Below are 18,939 nucleotides of genomic sequence, written 5' to 3' on the forward strand. Positions count from 1 at the left end.
GGGGCTGGAGTCCTCACGAGCGCAAGCTGCTCCGAGGTGAGGTGTGAGCCGCCAGCCCCACGGGGAGCCCCAGGCAGGGAGGGATGGGACAGTGAGGTCACCCGGTGCGGGCCTCTCGCGGCTCCGTTCGAAGTCACATCCCCCTGAACGCCTGCCCGTGTCAGCGAGGGAAAAACTCCGCGCAGAAGAGAGACGCCGTTTTCATACAGGTGGGCGCCAACATCGATTGCTTGCATCCACCAGGTCGAGGAGCGAACGCGGCACTCGTCCCCCGGCGCGCGGATGAGCGCTCAACCGGGACAATCGCCACGGATGGAATGCTGGACTCCGCCTTGCACTGGGTCCTGGCCGGCGCCATTCGGTCTGGCGTCGCCAGCAATCTCCGACCGAAAGGAGTATGACAATGGCCAACGATCTTGGCTCCCCGGAGTTCGAGAGTGTGGAGGGGCGCATTTCTCCCCAGCAGACGATTGCCCCGGCTCGGGGGGCCACCGGCCCCTACGCGGCCTACGAAAAGGTGGTGCAGCCCGAGAAGGGCATGGTGTTCGGCACCGGCTGGCTGCCTCCCATGCCCGACCTGCGGGACTACACCCCAGTGACTCCAGTGGTCGCGGAGATGTCGGCCAGGCTCGGCATCTCGCCTGGACACTTCGCCGCGGCGCTGCCCTCGAGCATCGACTTGAGGAGGTACTGCTCGCCCATCGACAACCAGGGCGCACTCGGCTCATGCACGGCGCACGCCGCGGTAGGCATCGTCGAGTACTTCCAGAACCGCTCCTACGAGTCCTACGTCGAGGGCTCGAAGTTGTTCGTCTACAAGGTCACGCGCAACCTCATGAACGTACAGGGGGATACGGGCGCCTATCTGCGATACACCATGGCAGCGCTCACCTACTGCGGCGTCCCTCCGGAGAAGTACTGGCCCTACACCACCGTCGCAAAACCCGGGCTGAACACTCCGCATGGATTCGACGATGAGCCGAGCACGTTCGTCTACGAGCTGGCCGAGAACTATGAGGCCATCTCCTACTTCCGCCACGATCCGTCGGGCGTCACTCCCGACACCGTCTTGAAGAGCGTCAAGACGTACCTCGCCCATGGCGTCCCCTGTATGTTCGGCTTCTTCGGGTTCCCCTCGTGGCAGAGTGGGGATGTCCGCGGCGCGTTCCCGGTGCCTTGCAAGGACGAGCAAGCCATCTGGGGACATGCCGTCGCCGCGGTCGGGTATGACGACACCATCACCATCACGAACAAGCGGTGCGGCCTCAAGTCGACAGGCGCCCTCCTCATTCGCAATTCGTGGGGTGCCGACTGGGGGGACCAGGGTTATGGCTGGCTGCCCTACGAATACGTGCAGAACTCCCTGGCGGTCGACTTCTGGTCCATCCTGGGCATGAGATGGGTGGATACGCGGCGCTTCGGACTGGAGACGATGCACCACTGAGAGTGCCGTCCGTCTTGAAGGCTGGCAGCGGCGCGTCAGCGCCGCGCCACACTCCACCAGCCGCGGTACCTGGTGCGCTGCTCCATCGGTCCACCGTGGCACTGCTGCCCCGGTGGTCCTCCTTCAGGGCGTGTACACCTCCGCCGATTCGAAATCTTCCTCTGTGTTGGGGGGTGTTCCGGCGACGAGCACCCGGCCGTCGAGCAGCCGCGTGGCGGTGAAATACCCACGATGGATGGCCGTGGGGGGGGCGGTGCTCCAGGTGCCCGTGGCCGGCTCGTACAGCTGCGCCGTCGACTGCCCCAGGGCAAGCACCCTCCCGTCGAGCAACAGCGTCGCCGAGTCGCCGACGGGCTGGAGCGGAGAGCCTGTATGGCTCCACGTGCCCGAAGCCGGGTCATAGAGCTGCGCTGTCATTCCCCGCGCGACGAGCACCTGGCCATTGAGGAGCACCGTCGCCGGGCCGCCAATGGGTTCGAGCGGGGAACCGGTATGGCTCCAGGTCCCCGTAGCTGGGTCGTACAACTGCGCCGCAGTTCCCCCCTCGGAGAGGACGAGCACCTTGCCGTTGGGCAGCAGCGTGGCCGGGCCGCCGATGGGCTCGAGCAGCGAACCGGTATAGCTCCAGGTGCCTGTAGCCGGATCGTACAGCTCCGCCGTCAGGACGCTGCCAAAGAGGTAGTTTCCTCCCGCGACGAGCACCCTGCCGTTGGGCAGCAGCGCGGCCGTGTGGTTCTCACGGCGCTCCAACATGGAGCCGGTGTAGCTCCAGGTGCCGGTGGCCGGGTCGTACAGCTCCGCCGTCTGGGTGATGAGGGCGCGGCTCTCTCCGCCCGTGACGAGCACCTTGCCGTCGGGCAGCACCGTCGCCGTGGGGGAGAAGCGGGCTTCGACCAGGCGGCCCGTCTCGCTCCAGGTGTTCGAGCTCGGATCGTACAGCTCCGCCGTATCGAGAAAGAAGCTCCGTTTCTGGGCGCTGCCCGCGGCGACGAGGGCCTTGCCATCGGGCAGCAGTACCGAGACATGGCCCCAGCGAGGCCCACCGAGCATGGGGCCCGTCGGGTCCCAGCGCCCCGAGGAACAGGTCGGCAGCCCGGTGACAGTGAAGCTCCGGGAGGTGGCGAGGCTGAAGGCGTTGGTGACAGTGGCGGTAACGGTCGGGGGCGCGCTGGTGCTGACGCAGGCGGGGGCTGTCCAGGTGATGCGGCTGCGAGAGGCATCACTGGAGGGAGTGCCCAGCGAGCCGGTAGCGGCTGCCCAGGAGAACGTGAGGGCAGAGCCCTCCGGGTCGCTGGCCACCACCTCGAAGGTGAGCTCCTGGCCTGGCGAGGCGGTATCCGAGGAGCGGTAGGAGCGGATGATGACAGGGTTGAGGTGATTGACCGGGGGAGTGCTGCGGACGCACAGGGCGACGGTGCCCGTGGACTGCCCGCCTCGTCCGTCCGACACCGAGACGCTCAGGCGGCAGTTGTTGCAGGAGCCAGCGGGCACGAGCGAAGGAGTGAACCGAGCCGAGCTGGCGGAGGCATGGGTCCAGGTGCCGGCGCAGGAGGCGCTCCAGGAATAGGAAAGGCTGTCACCGTCCGGATCGGAAGCCGCGACGGACACGGAAGTGGTCTGGCCGACGACCAGGTGCGTGGGGCTGGCACTGAGAGCGGCCACCAGGGGTGACCTGTTGAAGGAGATGGACAGCTGCGCATCCCCCTCTCCTCCGCTCAGGGTGACGTTGACGGCCAGGACGATGCTGGAGGCCAGGCCACGGGAGTCCGTCACGGTGAGGGTGAGGGTCTGGATACCGGTGGAGACAGGCGCGGTCCACGAGGTGGCGGCCTCCGAGGGCGAGGAGAAGGTGCCTGCGGTGGCACTCCATGCGTACGAGAGGGTGTCGCCCGGGTTGGGATCATGGGCGGAGGCGACCAGGGTGATGGAGCCAGCCGTGGGGATCGTGGTGGAGGAGGCCACCAGGGAGTCAATGAGCGGAGCCTCATTCTCGAAGGGAGGCGGAGGGTTGACTTGCTGGAGGGTGATGGCGACGAGGGTTGTCTGATTCGCGGAGATGGTCACGCCGGAGGCGGAGCCTTCGAAGAGCAGGGTGCCCGAGTCGTCGAAGGCTTGCGCCAGGAAGGAGCGGTCGGCGCCAGCGGGGAGGTTGCCGATGATGCCGCCCCAGATACCTTGGGTGGGAGCCAGATCGATGGAAACGGAGGGGATGTCCACGGCGCTGGAGGTGACAGAGACGCGGGAGATTTCCGAGGAGAGGGACTTCAGCTCGGAGACGGCGAACCGCGCCGAGCCGGTGCCGGAAGACGAAGACGAGGGAGAGCAGCCCGCCTGCAACGCCAGAGTGAGCGCCAACATCAAGGGAGCAAGTGCTTTCCTCATGAGGGTTTCCTCCACTACAGCGTGGCCCCTTCATCGACCGTGAAAACGAGCCTGGTAAGGGGGTGAGCGGAGGCGAGCAGACACACCGGTGCCGTGCCCGCCGCGCTATCGAACAGGCGCGGAGTATGGGTTGTGGCGCGATGATCTGCCTATGGCCCAGACATCCCGTGGGCCGTCTCGTGCCTGACGGAGGTTGGCCTTGCGTGAGGCAGGCGCGCGTTGCGCTGAAGCCGCAGCCAGCGCTGCAAGCCTCTTCCTGGGTACGCCCACCCACAGCGGTGTTTCGTGAGCCGTCCACCTCCAAGAGGAGGAGCCCATGGGCTCATGATGGCGCTCTTCGCGTGGCGCCCCTTGAGGAATCGCGCTGATGACGAGGCTTGAGGGGCTGAGATTCCCCCTCGACCTACTGGAAGGCACGCCGCGCAGGAGGGGAACCAACCTTGAGCAGGACACCTGCGGGAAGGCCCTCCTCCGGGCCTGCGAGCGGGCGAGCCCGGGGCCCGAGGCCCGAGGCCCATCGGCTGGCCCAGGCTACAGCCCACGTTCGCCAACCACCTGCAGATGAGAGGGCACTGTCCGGGCGCTCGAGGGACACACGGACCGGGCTGGGAGGAATTTCCCAGTAAAGTCCGTGGGTTAAGAATGCACGAGCCGGGGATCGAACCCGAGGCACGGCGGTAGGAAACCTCAAGCAGGACGCGCCCTTACCCGCTATCGCCTTGATTTCTCTCGGGTTCTCCCTCCAGCCCCGTCCCATCCTGTCCCACCTGGTTCCGCCTGATTCCGCGCCGGAGGGGCACATACGGGGCACATGGCCATCCCATCGCAGCGCCAGCGACTGCTTCAAGGGCTCGTCGATCTACTGAGGCTATGGCCAGCCTTAAGGCCCCTGGAGAGGTACTCCACAGCGCCGCGTACACCCGCCGTGAAGGGCTAGACGGAGAACAATCGGATGGCGCAGGCTTTCCGTCTCCCCCAGCAAGAGTCCATCCAGCCACCATCATGGAGCGTCCCACCCCTACCCACGTTGGCCCGTACCGGCTACTGCGCTTGATAGGCAGTGGTGGAATGGGCCAGGTCTTCGCCGCCGTCCACGAGAACATGGGACAGGAGGTAGCCCTCAAGCTCCTGTTGCCCGATCCGGAAGGCGACCCCCAGCGCGTAGCACGCTTCCTCCAGGAGGCGCGTGCCCTAGCCGAGCTCAATCACCCAGGTGTCGTTCGGGTGTACCACTGTGATCGGACCGGGGATACGGCCTTCCTTGCCATGGAGCTCCTCCACGGCCAGTCCCTGCGCGAGTGGATGCACGGCCAGACCGGTCCTGTCTCTCTCTCGTCCGCACTCATCCTCTGCAGGCAGATTGCATCCGTGATGGCGGACGTCCACGCCCGGAACATCGTCCACCGGGATCTGAAACCGGAGAACGTCTTCCTCTGCCCCGAGACGGCGGCTCCCCTGGGCTACCGGGTGAAGCTGCTCGACTTCGGCATTGCCAAGCTTCCCCCCATTGCGGACGGAGTACTGGCCGCCACCCAGGTCCACACCCACGCGTCGACTTTGCTCGGCACATACACCTATATGGCCCCGGAGCAGCTCAACCCCTCATCCGTGGATGGTCGTGCGGATGTCTACTCGTTGGGGGTGCTGCTCTTCGAACTGCTCACGGGCCACGCGCCCTTTGTCGCTGACGACCCAGTAAAGCTCCTGACGGCCCATCAGCACGAGACGCCACCCTCCCTGAAGCAGTGGGTGCCCACGCTCCCGGCAGCCTTCTGTGCCTTCGTGGATACCATGCTCGCCAAGACACCCGGGGCGCGGCCCACGATGCCACGTTGCCGGGAGGTGCTCGCCATCTCCTGGGAGCATGTGAAGGAGGGCTGTCCTGTCCCCGGGCTGGCTCCGTTCACGGAGGAAGCAGCGGAGCTGTTCTTTGGCCGCAAGGAGGAGACACGAGCGCTGTTGGAGCTGCTCGGCGAGGCTCGCGTCGGCAGGAGGCGCTGGGTGCAGGTGGAAGGGCTCAGTGGAGTGGGCAAGTCATCCTTGCTCCGAGCCGGGGTGCTGCCTCGGCTCCAGGAGTCCCAGGAGCCGGGGGAAGCGCGGTGGATCATAGCCACCATGCGCAGCATGGAGGCACCGGCGCGCAACCTCGCCCGGGCGCTGACCGATGCTTATGCGAATGCGGGGGCCGAGAAGATGTCGGAGGAGCAGGTGGAGCGCGCGCTGACGGCCAGTCCGGAGGCGCTCCGGGACTTCGTCACCTCGCACACTCCCCAGGGTTCCCTGCTCCTGCTGGTGATCGATCCCATGGAGGAGCTGTTCACGCTCGACGCGGATGTCCGCGACTGGCTGGATGCGCGGCTGGCTGCCGCACTAGCCGCGCCCGAGTGCCCGCTCCGGCTGCTCACGAGCCTGCGCAGCGACTTCCTCCACCGGCTGAAGCAACTGCCGGGCTTGGCGCACCAGTTCCATGGCGCCGCGCGCTATCCCGTGCTGCCTATGGAGGAGGAAGCGCTAGCGCAGGTCATCCAGGGCCTAGCCCGACATGCGGGGCTGCCGCTCGGCAGGGGGCTGGCAGAACGAATGGTGCGTGACACCCAGGGTGAGGGTGGACGGCTGCCGCTGCTGGGGCATGCGCTACGGGAGCTGTGGACACTCAGCGCGGGCAAGCCACTCACGCTCGAGCACTATGAGCGCATCGGCGGGGTAGGTGGAGCGCTCGCGCGGCAAGCCGAGGGGCTGCTGGAGAGCCTGGGGGCTGAAGGCAAAGAGCGCGCCCGGTGCCTGCTGTTGGAGTTGGTGCAGGTGGGCCGCGGTGTGCCGGACACACGACGCCCGCGATCTCGGGAGCAGGTGCTCTCAGCCGCGGGCGGTGACGAGCTGGCAGAGCAGGTACTGCTGCGGCTGACGGGGATGCGTACGGGGAACGACTCCGAGGCACAGCAGGGACTGCGGCTCGTCCTGCTGTCTGCCGAGGCAGAGCCTTCGCGCCAACGAGTGGAGCTGGTCCACGAGACATTGCTCCACAAGGTGCCGTCCCTGGCCGAGTGGATCGAGCAGGACCGGCCGCTGCTGGAGCGGCAGGCGGATCTCGAGGCCATCGCGCTGGTCTGGGAGCAGAGGCAGTGCCCGACGGAGGGGTTGCCCACGGGTACCCTGCTCCAGCACTACCGGGGCGCAATGGACGCTCCGCAGGGCGGTGGCTCACTGGCACGAAAGCTCAGCTCCCGCGAGGCTCGCTTCCTCCAGGCGGCCGAGCGGCTGGAGCGGCAGCGCGCATGGGCCCAGCGGGCGCGCATGGCCACCGCCGCCATTGCGGCGGGGCTGCTCATCGTTTTCTTCACGGGACGTATTGAGCAGGAGCGGCTTGCCATGCAGGCGCTCCATCGGAGCCTCGACGTTCTTGAGAGCTTCGTGGGGGGCCTGGACTGGGAGTTCAGCCGCGCGCCCTACACGCTGGAAGCGCGGCGACGAATGCTTCAGATCTTCGAAAAAACCTTGAATTCCCTGTCCGAGCACGAGCGTCAGGATCCCAAGGCTCAGCTGACTCGCATCCGCCTTCGCCACAGACAATCGGACCTCGCCTTCCACGATGATACGCTTGCAGAGGCAGACGGTTTCCTGCGGGCTGCACGAGAACAACTGGATGCAGGACTCACGCTCCACTCAGAGGACGGAGAGTGGCAGAAGGAACTGGCACTCAATCATTCAAAGCGTGGCAAGGTGGCACTGGCGCGAGGCGATACCCATGGTGCCAGCGCTCACTTCACCCAGGCGCTGAAACTGCTAGACCACCCTGGCGTGAAGACTAAGGACTCAGTAGATGACCGACGCACCAAGGCTGTAAGCCACTCCGAGTGGGCCGAGTTGCAGTTCCAGCTTGGACACACGGATGATGCTGCTCAAGCGTATGAGAGCGCCATCCGCCTGCACCAAGAAAATCAGAACGGCAAAGAAGACCACTACAACCGGTATCTCCTCGCGGAGGCGTTAAGTAACCGTGGAGAGGTCGTCCTCAGTGCGGGCAAAGGGGACGATAAATTGGACGTTGCGGAGCGCTACCTCGAGCAGGCCTTCGATCTGGGGCAAGACTGTGTCAAGGCGAAGCCTGGCAATCAGGTCTATCGCTTGTCTCTTGCCTTGACACTTGTCAGGCTCGGGAGGTTGCGGGACGCACAAAAGAGGACTGAACTTGCGGACCAGCATTTCAAGGAGGCGGAGACCCATGGGCGCTCGCTACGGGAGGGGGAGCCTCTCAACAAGCGCTACGCCATCGCTCTTGCCAAGGCCTTGCAGAGCCACGAGGAGTCCCTCCAGGCCCGTGGAGCACATGAGCAAGCCGAGCGCCTCCGCTCAGAGCGGTGCAAGCTGGTCAAACCATTCCGGAAAGAGGACGACGCGGATGTGCGCTTCAACCCCCTGAGCCACTCATGTCCACCGGAGGGAAAGTGAACATGGGGCCGCCGCCGGTGCCAGGAAGGTCCATCGAGGAATTGATCCGCCAGGCGCGTGCGGGGGAGGAAGGATCGCTTGAGGAGCTGATCCGCCGCTACCAGCGCAAGATGGGGATGTGGGCCGAAGAGCGCGGGTGCCTGGAGAGACCGGGCGGTGTGCGCCCCTCGGACATCTCCCAGGAGGCGGCGCTCCTGGTGTACCAGCGCTTCATCTCCTTTAAGGGGAGCTCCAAGGGCGAGTGGGACGGCTGGCTCCGGAGCATCGTCCTCCATCAAGCCGAGCAGATGCTCCGGAAGGAGGGGAGCCAGAAGCGCAGCGCTGTGGCCACCGTCCCCTTGGATGCCGATGAGGCGCTGGAAGTGCGAGCGGCGCAGCCGAGCCCAAGCCAGCACACCGCCCACAACGAGGAGCGGCGCCTAGTCTGGACGAAGCTCTTCTCACTCAAGGGAGATCAGGGTGAAGCAGTACGACTCTATTTCATTGAGGGCCTAACAAAGGCCGAGGTGGCAAAGCAGCTGGGGCGCTCCACGATCGCCGCTGTCGACTCGCTGCTGCAGCGGGGAGTGGCAGGCCTGAAGGAGAGCGCGTCTGGAGAGACGAGCTCCGCCACGGAGGCGGCCTTCCGGATCTTCCTCCGGAAGTGCGAAGCGGGCGAGGACGTCGATCCAAAGGCCTTCGTCGCGAGTTACCCGCACTGCGCCGATGAGCTCCGGGAGATGCTCCGCTGGGTGGAGCGGCTGAAGGCGCTGAAGCGCACTGGCTCCTCCTCGAAACCGAAGGGCTGACGCACCAATGATCTCTCCAGGAGACCACGCAGGCCTGTACGTCGTCGTCCGACGCGCCGCCGTGGGTGCCACCAGCCATGTGTATGAAGGGCGCCACGCCGAGAGCGGCGAACAGGTGGCGATCAAGGTGCTCAGCCCCGAGCTGTGCATCCACGCAGAGGTGGTGGCGCGGTTCATCAACGAGGCACAGGATCTCCAGCGGCTGCGGCACCCGCACTTGGTAGCAGTGCTGACCTCAGGTGTTCTTCCCCAAGGCGCGCCGTTCATGGTTCTGGAGTGGCTTCCAGCGAACCTGCACGAGGTACTCACGGAGGCAGGACGGCGCCTGCCACCCGAGGCCTGCGTGGAGATCATCCGTCAGCTGGCGGGAGCCCTGGCCGTGCTGCACGCGCACGAGATCATTCACCGCGATCTGAAGCCCGCCAATGTGCTGTTGGCACGGCGTGAAGCGGAAGCCCGGATCGTCAAGCTCGCGGATCTGGGGCTCGCCAAGCGCGGCAAGGGAGAAGGTGCACTGACTCCTGCCCTCCCCGTCTCGACGGCAGGCAGCGCACTGCTGGGGACAAGGGAATACATCGCACCAGAGCAGTGGGTCCGCTCCAAGAGTGTGGGTCCTGCAGCCGACGTCTACTCGCTGGGAGTCCTCTGGTTCGAGATGCTGACCGGGCGTGTACCCTTCAGTGACGACGCACAGCAGGATCTGATGTACCAGCACCTGTTCTTGAAACCTCCGCTGGCGCTTCTCGAGGACGTGGCCCCTGAGCCCGTACGGGACCTAGTGGCCCGCATGTTGGAGAAGGAGGCCGAGAAGCGCCTCACCCTAGGCGAACTGCTGCAACAGCTGTAGGCGGCCTGCTAGCCACCTGTCGGCGCTTCCTTGAAAAAGGAAAAAATGCACGGGGCTACGATGGGGTCCCTCGCTTTATGGCGTCCTCACAGGTGGACGAGAGAGGTGCAGCAGGAGCTGAGCGCGTAACTCAACGAGAAAAAGCACCTGGCCGCGATGGCATTTGTTCCTCATTTGCGTCCTCTTTTCTGAGGCCCCAGATGAGCACTCCAACGCACCAACCCGAGAAGCCAGTACACCCACCCCAGCGCACAGAGGCAGCTCGCCTGCCCGCTTCAGCCGATGCGTTCTCGCAGGACCAGCATCTGCGCATCGACAGCACGCTCGCCGACATCCAGCGCATGCACAGGCAGCTCTCAGACTTTCTCCGGCGCCCGGCCCTGAAGCAGCTTGCGGCACTTGCTGGGGGGGATTACTTCCTCCATGCGGAGATCTCCACCACCTCGGAGGACAGCGCCGACGGGTTCGTCTTCGACTACATCGGCAAGAGGCTGTCGTTCACCCGCCCCTTCCTGTGGGCGCTCAGCCAAGCGAAACAGCGCCTGGGGGCCACATGGGAGGAGTTCCTTCGGCTCTTCCTGCTGCACGAGGGCTACCACATCGGCCAGAGACTGACCGGCTACAGCTACCGGGGCATTGGCCGAGCGGGCTTCGTGCTCGAAGGCATCGACTACGACGCGGACACGTTCTCGATCCAAGGCTGCCTGCAATGGCGGCGCGACAAAGAGCAGGGCTACGTGAGGGACAAGGGCGAAGTGGGGGTGCTCGCCGAGATCGTCAGGACCGTGCTCGGGGGTATCTCCGCATTCGACGAGTTCGAGGGCCGCTTCCCGCTCAGGGAACTCCCCGAGCGTCGCCTGCGCCGCTACCTCATCTGGCACATGCAGCACGCGCGTGCGGCTTCCGCGCCGAAGGGGCTGCCCCTCAGAGAGTTCGGCTTGGGCAGGCGAGTCATCGTGGAAGCACCGGGGATCCCGCTGCGGGTGGAGGAGCGCAGCGGCACGCTGCGGAGCGTCGCCTTGCTCTCGGAGCTGTCCCGCGCCTCCGAGTTGGAGATCGCGATCTACACGAACAGCCGCTTGTTCAGGTCGACCCCTGGGCAGGCCCTGGAGGTGCTGGAGGCCCTGCGCGAGAACGACCTGGACAGGGTGAAGAAGGGGTTCTTCGCCCTGTTCTTCTCCATGGGTGCGCTGGCTCCCTGGCTGGAGCAATCGACGAAGCGCCCTGGCAACGCGAGCGCCGCGGCGGTCCAGAGTCCAGCTCCCAAGGCTCCGACTGCAGGAGTTCCTGCGGGCGTGATCTCCAACACCATCACGGGAGACAACGCGAACGTGTCTAGCATCGGCCACCAGACCGTCCACATGGTCGTAAGAAGACCAAATCTCACGGGAACGGAGGCCGAGTAGGGCCATGGCCGAGCATAACGATCCTGCTTCTCCAGGGGCTGCCCCCAAGGCCCAAGGCACGGGTGGCGGTGCAGCTCTGACAGAGCCTGCCACGGACGGGGCGACGACAGGTCCCGTCATCTCGAATAAAGCCGGTGGAAGCAATGCCACTTTCAATTCGATCGGCAACCAGAACAATTACCACAACAACTTCATCAACGTGCCGAAGGAGCAGTTCGACAGGCTCATGTCCTTGGCGCAGAGGGACACCGAGGCTGCCAGGCACTTCCCTCCCCCGCGTGTGGTTCGCCAGCCGCCACCGGTGGACTGGCCTGTTTCTGAAGGCCTGCGCGTACTGCCTAATCCGCTCAGCGACCTCTTGAAGGGAGGTATCGAGAAACCGCTCAACGACGCCATCACTCGCGCCGCGGATCAGCTGTTCGAGAACCATATCCTTGTGATCGAGTGTATCGACAGCGAGCTGCAATGGGCGGCGGCGGCGGAAGTCATCCAACGCGCGAAGCTCCAGACAACCCCTGTGCGGGGGCTGGTCTCCGGCAGCTCCCCCGACCCCACCGAGGCCGCCACGAGCGGAGTACCTGAGGAGGACACCGCTGACTGGACACCCGCCAACATCATCCATCCCCAGATCAAAGATGGGCCATGTGTGATGCTGCTGGTGTTGCAAGGAGATCGAGGACAGAAGCTCATCGATCGACTCTTTCAGACGGACATCAAGACGCAGGAACTCAGCAACAAGCTGAGGGAGAAAGAGAGGCATTTGATCCTCCTCCCGCGGGGTTCCGCGCTTGAGCACCTCCGGCGTGATCACTCCGAGCGAGGGTTCCTCGGCGAAGTCCTCCAGATCAGGTTCCTGGAGCTGTGGCTGCGCAGGCACTTTCCCGAGGAAGCCGCCGTGTACGCGGCAAAGCTCCAGAAATTCCTCGAGCGCGAAGGTTGGGATGGCAACGAGAAGGAGATCTACAAACGGCTTGCCGCCCCCGGGACCGGGGAAGTCGGTCGGCAACGCCTGCGGGATCTGCTCCAGAGCGGTGACCTCGATCCAGAGGCGTTGATCACGCGGGTGAGAGCTGCGCTCGATGCCACGAACGGCGCGGATGAAGCACTGCTCACGGCGGTCTTCGTTGCCACCTTTCTGCCCCAGCTCAGCCAGCACGACTTTGTCCGCGCCGTGGAGAAGCTCCTCGAGGGCCGGGAGCGCACCGAATGGAGCCTCCCTCCCGGTACTCCTGCTGACAGCAACACCCGACCGGTGCAGACCCGGATCCCACTCGCGAAGGAATGGCGGGAGAGGCTGCGTCCGATCATGAAGAACTCCCACCTGGAGCTGCAGCTGCTTCCTGATGGAAGCAGGGGCATCGACTTCCAGGGACTCGGCATGGCCTCCAAGCTGAAGTTGCTCTTCGAGGAAGCGCCGATGTTCCTCGACCAGCAGCTCGAGCGGATCCGGACGGCCGGTCTCCTGTTCGATCGAAGCGAGGCGCTCAGCCATGCGGTGATCGAGCTTGTCACGATGGCCGCCACTCAGGATCCGATCCGATACAACGCGGAGTGGCTGCTGGGGATGCTGTTCCGGATCGACCCGGAGACGCAGGACATCCCGCTCACGGAGGATACCGCCGGAATGCACCTGGAGATGCTCGGCACCCGTCATCTGGCCGGGGCGAGCAGCCTGCTCCGCCGCCTGATCAACGTCGGGCCCGCCAGCGCCTCCGGATTGAACGAGCAGCTGAGCCAACGCGACCCCTCCCTGGTGAACGCGATCTTCGAGAAGCTGTGCCGGGTGGGCTCCACGCGCGCGGCGACCTTGCTCCTGGAGTTGGCCTGGCAGCTGCGGGACGCACCGGGCTTCGATCTGTGGCACTGGATTCGCCAGGTGATCGAACGGGGGAACGACGAGCCGCGTGACAGAGCGGTGCAGGTTCTTCAGCGCAGCCTGCAGAGCGAGGCGAGCGACGCATCGGCCGACTTCGAGCGGCTCAAGTCCTGGCTGCCCAAGGAGAAGCAGGGCGGTGGCTGGGGCTCTGTGATCGCGCAGCGGATCGTCACTGGGTGGTGCATCGCCTCCATCCACTTCGCCTCGGGCGTCCGCTCCCAGAGTGTCTCCGCCGTCGAGAGCTTCCTGAAGCGATTCACGGCACGAGGTGGGACTGCCGCAATCCGCTCTCTGGTCGAGGTCCTGCTTCGCCGGGAGATCGTCAAGACCCTGTTCACCGAGCACCACGCCCACCGGGGAGAGCTGTTGGCGGTGTTCCTGCTGCCGCCAGAGAAGGACTCCTTCGAGGTCCCAGCTCTGGGAGCCTGGCTCGAGGTCGTCGTCGGAGCGTGGAACAAGACAGTGAACGAGCTGGGCTCGGACATCGACAACACCTCGTTCCCTCACTTCCTGCTCCCAGCGCTCACGCTGGCGGCGTGGTGCGAGCTGTTCGCGGATCAGGCGGACGCAGTACCCGCCATGGCGGCCGCCCTCCGCTCTACCCTCGACGAGGAGCAGCAGAGCTCTGTGCAGCTCTGGTTGGGCATCCTGGGCAAGGTGATGCTGGCCTCCGAGGCCCAGGTGCTGGAGCAGCAGCGGCTCGGCGACGCGGAGAAGGTTCAGATCCTGGACGCGATGGCCACGCGGCGCGAGCGGATCGAGCAGCTGCAGGCCGGGATGAACCCGTCAGCATTAGAGGAGTCCAGCCATGATCAAGCTTGACGAGCTGGTGCGACGTCTCGAACGGAAGGCCTATCAACCCGGCAACGCCTCGCACTTCATCTATGATCCAGCGATCGACTCGTTCCTGGAGAAGCTCCCCCTGTTCCTGACAGGAGGGCTGCAGTTCTACCATGTCACCTGCTCGCCCATGGCAAGCCCGGATGCGAAGGGCACCATTGGTCCCATCGGCGTCAAGGATCCCGCCAATGGCACGATGCTGCGCATCGAGCTCGACTACGAGGCATGGATCGCGCCGGAGCATGCCCTGGAGGTGGTCCGCGCCGTGGCTGGCGAGAACCCAGGGAAGCGACTCGAGGAGCTGGTGGTCGAAGCTGTGCAGCAATTCGCGCGTACAACCGCTGCCACGTTCTTCAGCCGGCTGCCTGGGCGTGCGGTGGACGTTGCGCGCGAGCTGGAGCTGCGGATCTCGGAGGAGTACGGCCTGAGCCTCGAGCTGAAGCTACGGCTGCTCGGTGACCCCACTTTCTCGGAGCACCCGCTGCCGCGACTCGACATTGACGTACCGGTGCACCTGGAAGACTACGCGACGGAGCTGAACATGCAGCTCGGCGTGGTCCTCTCGGTGAGTGCTCACGATCAATTCCGCGCCACAGACGCGATGAAGCGCCAGCCGCACCTGAAGGAGACCCTGCGAGCGGTCACCCGCGAGTTCTTCGTCGATGTGAAGCTGCAGCGCTTCCGTGCTGAACTCACGGGCTCGCTGCAACAGGAGCTGTGCGAGCGCCTGAAGCAGTCGCTGTCCCAGTGGTACCTGAACTTGAAGACCCTCTCGATCACCCTGCGAACCCCACTGCCGGACGTGGCTCGGTTCGCGCATGAGGAGTCAGCGTTCACAATCGAGCTCCGCGGCTACCCGCGTCCCGTCAGCCTGCGCACCCGCGTCCAGCTCGCCCTGACTGACGAGGGCAGGTACCACCGTGCAGGCGCGCCGACGCTCAAGCAATGGGTCGAGGACAGCGCCCGGCGCATTGTGCAACAGAGCCTCTTCCACGTGCGCTACTCTCAGCTCCATGCCGACCTGACCGATTGGGAGCGACTCATCCTCAAGGAGCTTCAGGAGGCCGCCGACGCCATCGGCTATGCCGTCAAAGCGCAGATCACCACTCCGGAACTCCCTGAGCACAGGTTCAAACAACCCTTTCCGCTCGTCGTCTCGGGGCAGTTCGCCACCTCGGTGGATCACGTGAAGACGGGACTCGAGCTGGTTCTGCGCTTGCAGCTGGACCAGCTGGAGTCCGTGAAGACTGAACTCAATCGGGGCGCGGACCTCGAGAAGCTCTTCCACGATGTCGTACTCGACGAGACCACCGCCTACCTGCACACGGTGTCACCGGGTTTTCTCTTCACCCGCTTCAGCCCACCGGTGGACCACACGGGCAAGCAGGTGCTCGTGCCCCAGGAGGACAAGGACAAGCGGCGGCCGGTGACGGACGAACTGTACGACCTTATCAAGAACGTGCTCGAGAGCCGCTATGGACTGAAACTGCTCACGCTCACGGTCAAGCAGGGCAAGTCAACCATCCGGGATTCCTACCTGGCGCTGACCCAGGCCATCGCGATCCCGTTCCAGGTCAATGTGCCCCTGCTGGGTCACCCCGGGTGGACCATGCATCACGGTACGTTGCAGGTGCACGGTGTCGCCGACGAGGGCTGGCCTCGCTTTCAGTCATTCCAGCCTACCCTGGAGACGGTGACCACCTTCGTCACGTCGGCAGCGAGGGATTTGTTCTCGGAGTTCCTCACGGGCAACGGAGCCATCGGCCTCACCGAGGAGCAGGCGCGCGAGCTCATCTTTGTCAGTCTGCGGAAACGGATGAGGGACAGGATCGGGCTCGATACCGCAATCGTGGCCTGGTACCGCGACCCCACCACCCGCGAGCAGGCCCTGTTCGATGCCCAGCAAGAGGCCTTGCAGCAGCAGCTCGACGACAATCGCCGGCTCCTCGGGGAACAAAGCGAATGGCAACGGGCGCGGATCGCCGAGTTGAGGCAGCAGGAGAGCACGCTGATTCTGCGGGGGAAGCATGCGGACGCCGAGAAGATACGGCGGAAGGTGGATGAACTGTGCTCCAGCTTCGGCACCTCGTTCGGGATGTCCACCACCGACCTGAGCCTCCCGCAGCAGAAGCCGAACAAGAAGCTCACGGCGGACACCCCACCCTCGACCGACACGCCACCTCTTCCCGCGGCGACGGACCCTGACCGGAACTCCAAGTCATGACCGGGCCAGGAACCGCCAGTGATCGGGAAGCCGCGCAGGGTGCCACCCCTCCTGATCTGGACGCGGCGTTTCGGGACGCGACTTCCGACAGAACGCGGTCCCATCCAGAGGGTGGCTCTCCACCTCCGAAACCACCCGCCCCGGAGCCGAGCCCGCCCATCAGCGAGCCACCGCCCACGACGCAAACCCCTGCCGGCCAGTCGCGGCAGTCCACCACGAGCCATGCGGCACGGCGCGGCCGCAGAGAGTCATGCATCGTGATCGGGCCGCCACGCGCTGGCAAGACCTGCGTGCTGGCCGCGCTCGAGCCCGCCTGCTACGCCGGCCCTCTCGACGACGACGGCCAGCTGAATCTTCGCCATGGCTTCACCGTCGACGGGCAGAGCCTGCTGTCGGGCTACACGGTCGACTGGGTCACTCGAGACGAGGATCCCCATTCTACCCTAGGCTGCACCGACTACATGCTCGAGGTCACGGTACAAGCCCGGCGCCCCGGGTTCCGCTCCTCGCAGCGCGTCACCACAATCCAATGCACTGACACTCCGGGTGACCTGCTCTTCCCCAAGCAGGGCACTCAGGTCAACGTGGACTTGCGAAACAGGCTCCTGGGGCAGGCGAAGGAAGCCTCCTCGATCATCCTCGTGCTTGATTCGACCGCGTCCTCCGCCGAGCTGGTCGAGCGGCAGCTGCGGTCAATCCTAGACAGCATCACGAGCCTCTCCGGCCCGGAGAACCCGGGGTTCTGGAGACGCCTTCTCCGTTGGATCCCGCAGCGGCCACAGGTGGGGCGGCATGTCCCCCTCGCCAGCGTGAGGTTCCTGATCCTGCTGACCCAGATCGACAAGCTCGCACACTCCGTCTCTCGGCAGCTTAGGGAGCAGGATCTCGACGTGTCTCCGCTTGCGGTGGCCAAGGCCATCGACCCGGTCGCCCTGGCTTTGGAGCTCATCGGCGAGCGCAATCTCCGCCGCATCTGGTCCGTCATGGGACGCCGGGCGCGGCTCGCGGTGGGCGTCTCGAGCGCCCGCGGATTCCTGCGAGGCTCGTCTGGCCAGACCTTCACCGAGTGGAGCGCCGGGCGCGACGCTCAGGAGCGGCTCGGCGCCTGGAGCAGCTTTGGGGTGTACGAGGCGCTCCGCTTCATCACGACGGGGCGCTGTGGCGGTCCGGTCAAACGGGTGCATGACCTGAGCGAGCTCGTCCGGGAACGGGCGCTGCCACTCGACTCTTTTCCGTTCATGAGGTGAACCCTATGCCCAAGGCGATCAACTCGACCCCGATACAGACAACCCAGCCCAAGTCCCCCCCCCACCTCCGACTGTTCGTGCACCAGACCCGGTCGCGAAGAAGCCACCTGCTCGCCCGACTCGTTCGGCTGGACACCTGGGGGCACACTCTGCTCGGCGAGCGGGTCGCCGCCGAGATGGCCGCTGCCTACCTGATCCTCGGGGTGGTCTTCGTCTTCGAGGCCGCGGCTTGGAGCCTGCTGTTCAACTATGTGCTCCACAAGGGGATATTCGCCTTTGACGCTTGGACTCTCGCCGCGATCGGCCTCGGGCTTCTCTGGGGCTGCGGCATCTTCGCGATCGACAAGGGGCTCATCACGACGGACCTTCATCGGCCAGGAGCGGCGAAGTGGTGGGCTTTCGCCGCACGGGCGCTCCTGGTGGTGGTGTCCGCGCTCATCACGGCCCAGCCTATCGAACAGCTCGTGTTCGACGCGAGCATCCATGAACGGCTGAAGGAGGAGATCCTGCGCGAGGAGGCGGTCGCCCAGGTATCTTCCGTCAAGGCGACACTGCAGGCGGCTCAGTCCACAGAGCAAAAATCGGCGGAAGACAACATCCCCAGCATCATCAAAAACCGCTACGACGATGCGAAGGCTGCACGCGATGCGGCGCTCCAGAGGCGAGAGCAGGCCGAGCGGGAGTTCATGAGCCAACAGCGGCACCTGGAGGAAGCCGAGAGATACAGGAAGTACCTGCAGGACAAGCTGGATCGCCTGCAGGCCGATCCCACGGCGCAGGACAAAGTGGAGGCCGCTCGCGAGCAGTACGAGCAGCATGTCCGAAAGGTGAGAGCCGCGAAAAAGAACCTCGGTGCTGCAGATGACGACAGGACGCTGGCCCTGAAAGCTCTCGACGACGCCGAGCGCGAGTTCACGGAGTCCTCCGTCACCTACACTCGAGAGCTCAACACCGCAAATGGAGTGAAGGCTGCTGAAACGGCGCGAATCCGAGCCGAAGCCAAACCCATGGAGAAGTTCATCAGCGATCTGCGCCGGGCAAACTATGGGGATCCCGTCACGACGCCGAGCGGCGAGCCGCTTCAATGGCGCCGGGCCGACCTGATTGAGCGAATGCACATCCTCTACCAGCTGACCCAGGGCAAGCCCCCCCGCTGGCCGACGAACGTGGAGCCCTCTCGGAAGGAAGAAGCGATCGTGCTGTTGCGGCTACCGGCGTCGGCCACGAGCGAGGTGGACGCTAACGTCTCCATGTTCTGGCCATGGCTCTTGGTACTCCTCATTGCCGCGGCCATTCCATCCCTTGCTATCTTCTTCAAGTTCACCATGAGCGAAGAGATGAAGAACTACTACTCAGTGAAGTGCCAAGCACTGGCCGGCAACCCGGATGCGGTGCTACATCAGAACGTTTGGCGGGAGAGCGCAAAGAACTGACCC

At 65.1% G+C, this 18,939-nt stretch carries 10 protein-coding genes; 9 read left to right on the forward strand and 1 reads right to left on the reverse strand.

The features are described from left to right. Positions 1-403: 403 nt before the first annotated feature. Positions 404-1,444 carry a C1 family peptidase gene (locus tag KY572_RS45805; RefSeq protein WP_224250130.1) on the forward strand — a complete coding sequence of 347 codons (1,041 nt, stop codon included), beginning with the start codon at positions 404-406 and terminating at the stop codon, positions 1,442-1,444. Positions 1,445-1,567: 123 nt separating this feature from the next. Here KY572_RS45805 and KY572_RS45810 read toward each other — a convergent pair whose 3' ends face one another. Continuing rightward, positions 1,568-3,826, reverse strand: a complete 2,259-nt coding sequence (locus KY572_RS45810; protein ID WP_224250131.1) for a kelch repeat-containing protein — start codon at positions 3,824-3,826, stop codon at positions 1,568-1,570. Positions 3,827-4,828: 1,002 nt separating this feature from the next. Here KY572_RS45810 and KY572_RS45815 point away from each other — a divergent pair. The 8 genes from KY572_RS45815 (at position 4,829) to KY572_RS45850 (ending at position 18,936) form a co-directional block, all read left to right on the forward strand. Then, a complete protein-coding gene (locus KY572_RS45815; RefSeq protein ID WP_224250132.1) occupies positions 4,829-8,275 on the forward strand; it encodes a serine/threonine-protein kinase in 3,447 nt (1,148 codons plus the stop codon). A 2-nt stretch (positions 8,276-8,277) separates the two neighbouring features. Further along, on the forward strand, positions 8,278-9,063 hold the full coding sequence (locus KY572_RS45820; protein WP_224250147.1) for a sigma-70 family RNA polymerase sigma factor: 786 nt from the start codon (positions 8,278-8,280) through the stop codon (positions 9,061-9,063). 7 nt (positions 9,064-9,070) lie between these two features. Further along, on the forward strand, positions 9,071-9,910 hold the full coding sequence (locus tag KY572_RS45825; RefSeq protein WP_224250133.1) for a serine/threonine-protein kinase: 840 nt from the start codon (positions 9,071-9,073) through the stop codon (positions 9,908-9,910). Positions 9,911-9,987: 77 nt separating this feature from the next. After that, positions 9,988-11,316: a hypothetical protein gene (locus tag KY572_RS45830; RefSeq protein WP_224250134.1), complete on the forward strand. Its 1,329-nt coding sequence runs from the start codon at positions 9,988-9,990 to the stop codon at positions 11,314-11,316. Between the two features lie 4 nt (positions 11,317-11,320). Next, the gene (locus tag KY572_RS45835; protein WP_224250135.1) at positions 11,321-14,014 is read left to right on the forward strand and encodes a hypothetical protein; all 2,694 of its coding nucleotides are present in this window, start codon (positions 11,321-11,323) and stop codon (positions 14,012-14,014) included. After that, on the forward strand, positions 14,001-16,256 hold the full coding sequence (locus KY572_RS45840) for a hypothetical protein (protein WP_224250136.1): 2,256 nt from the start codon (positions 14,001-14,003) through the stop codon (positions 16,254-16,256). Before KY572_RS45835 ends, KY572_RS45840 begins: the two co-directional genes overlap by 14 nt. A 257-nt stretch (positions 16,257-16,513) precedes the next feature. Next, a complete protein-coding gene (locus KY572_RS45845; RefSeq protein ID WP_224250137.1) occupies positions 16,514-17,503 on the forward strand; it encodes a hypothetical protein in 990 nt (329 codons plus the stop codon). Positions 17,504-17,508: 5 nt separating this feature from the next. Further along, positions 17,509-18,936, forward strand: coding sequence for a DUF4407 domain-containing protein (locus tag KY572_RS45850; protein ID WP_224250138.1), 1,428 nt, complete (start codon positions 17,509-17,511; stop codon positions 18,934-18,936). The last annotated feature ends 3 nt before the right edge of the window (positions 18,937-18,939 follow it).

This window comes from Hyalangium gracile, from assembly GCF_020103725.1.
Lineage (GTDB): Bacteria > Myxococcota > Myxococcia > Myxococcales > Myxococcaceae > Hyalangium > Hyalangium gracile.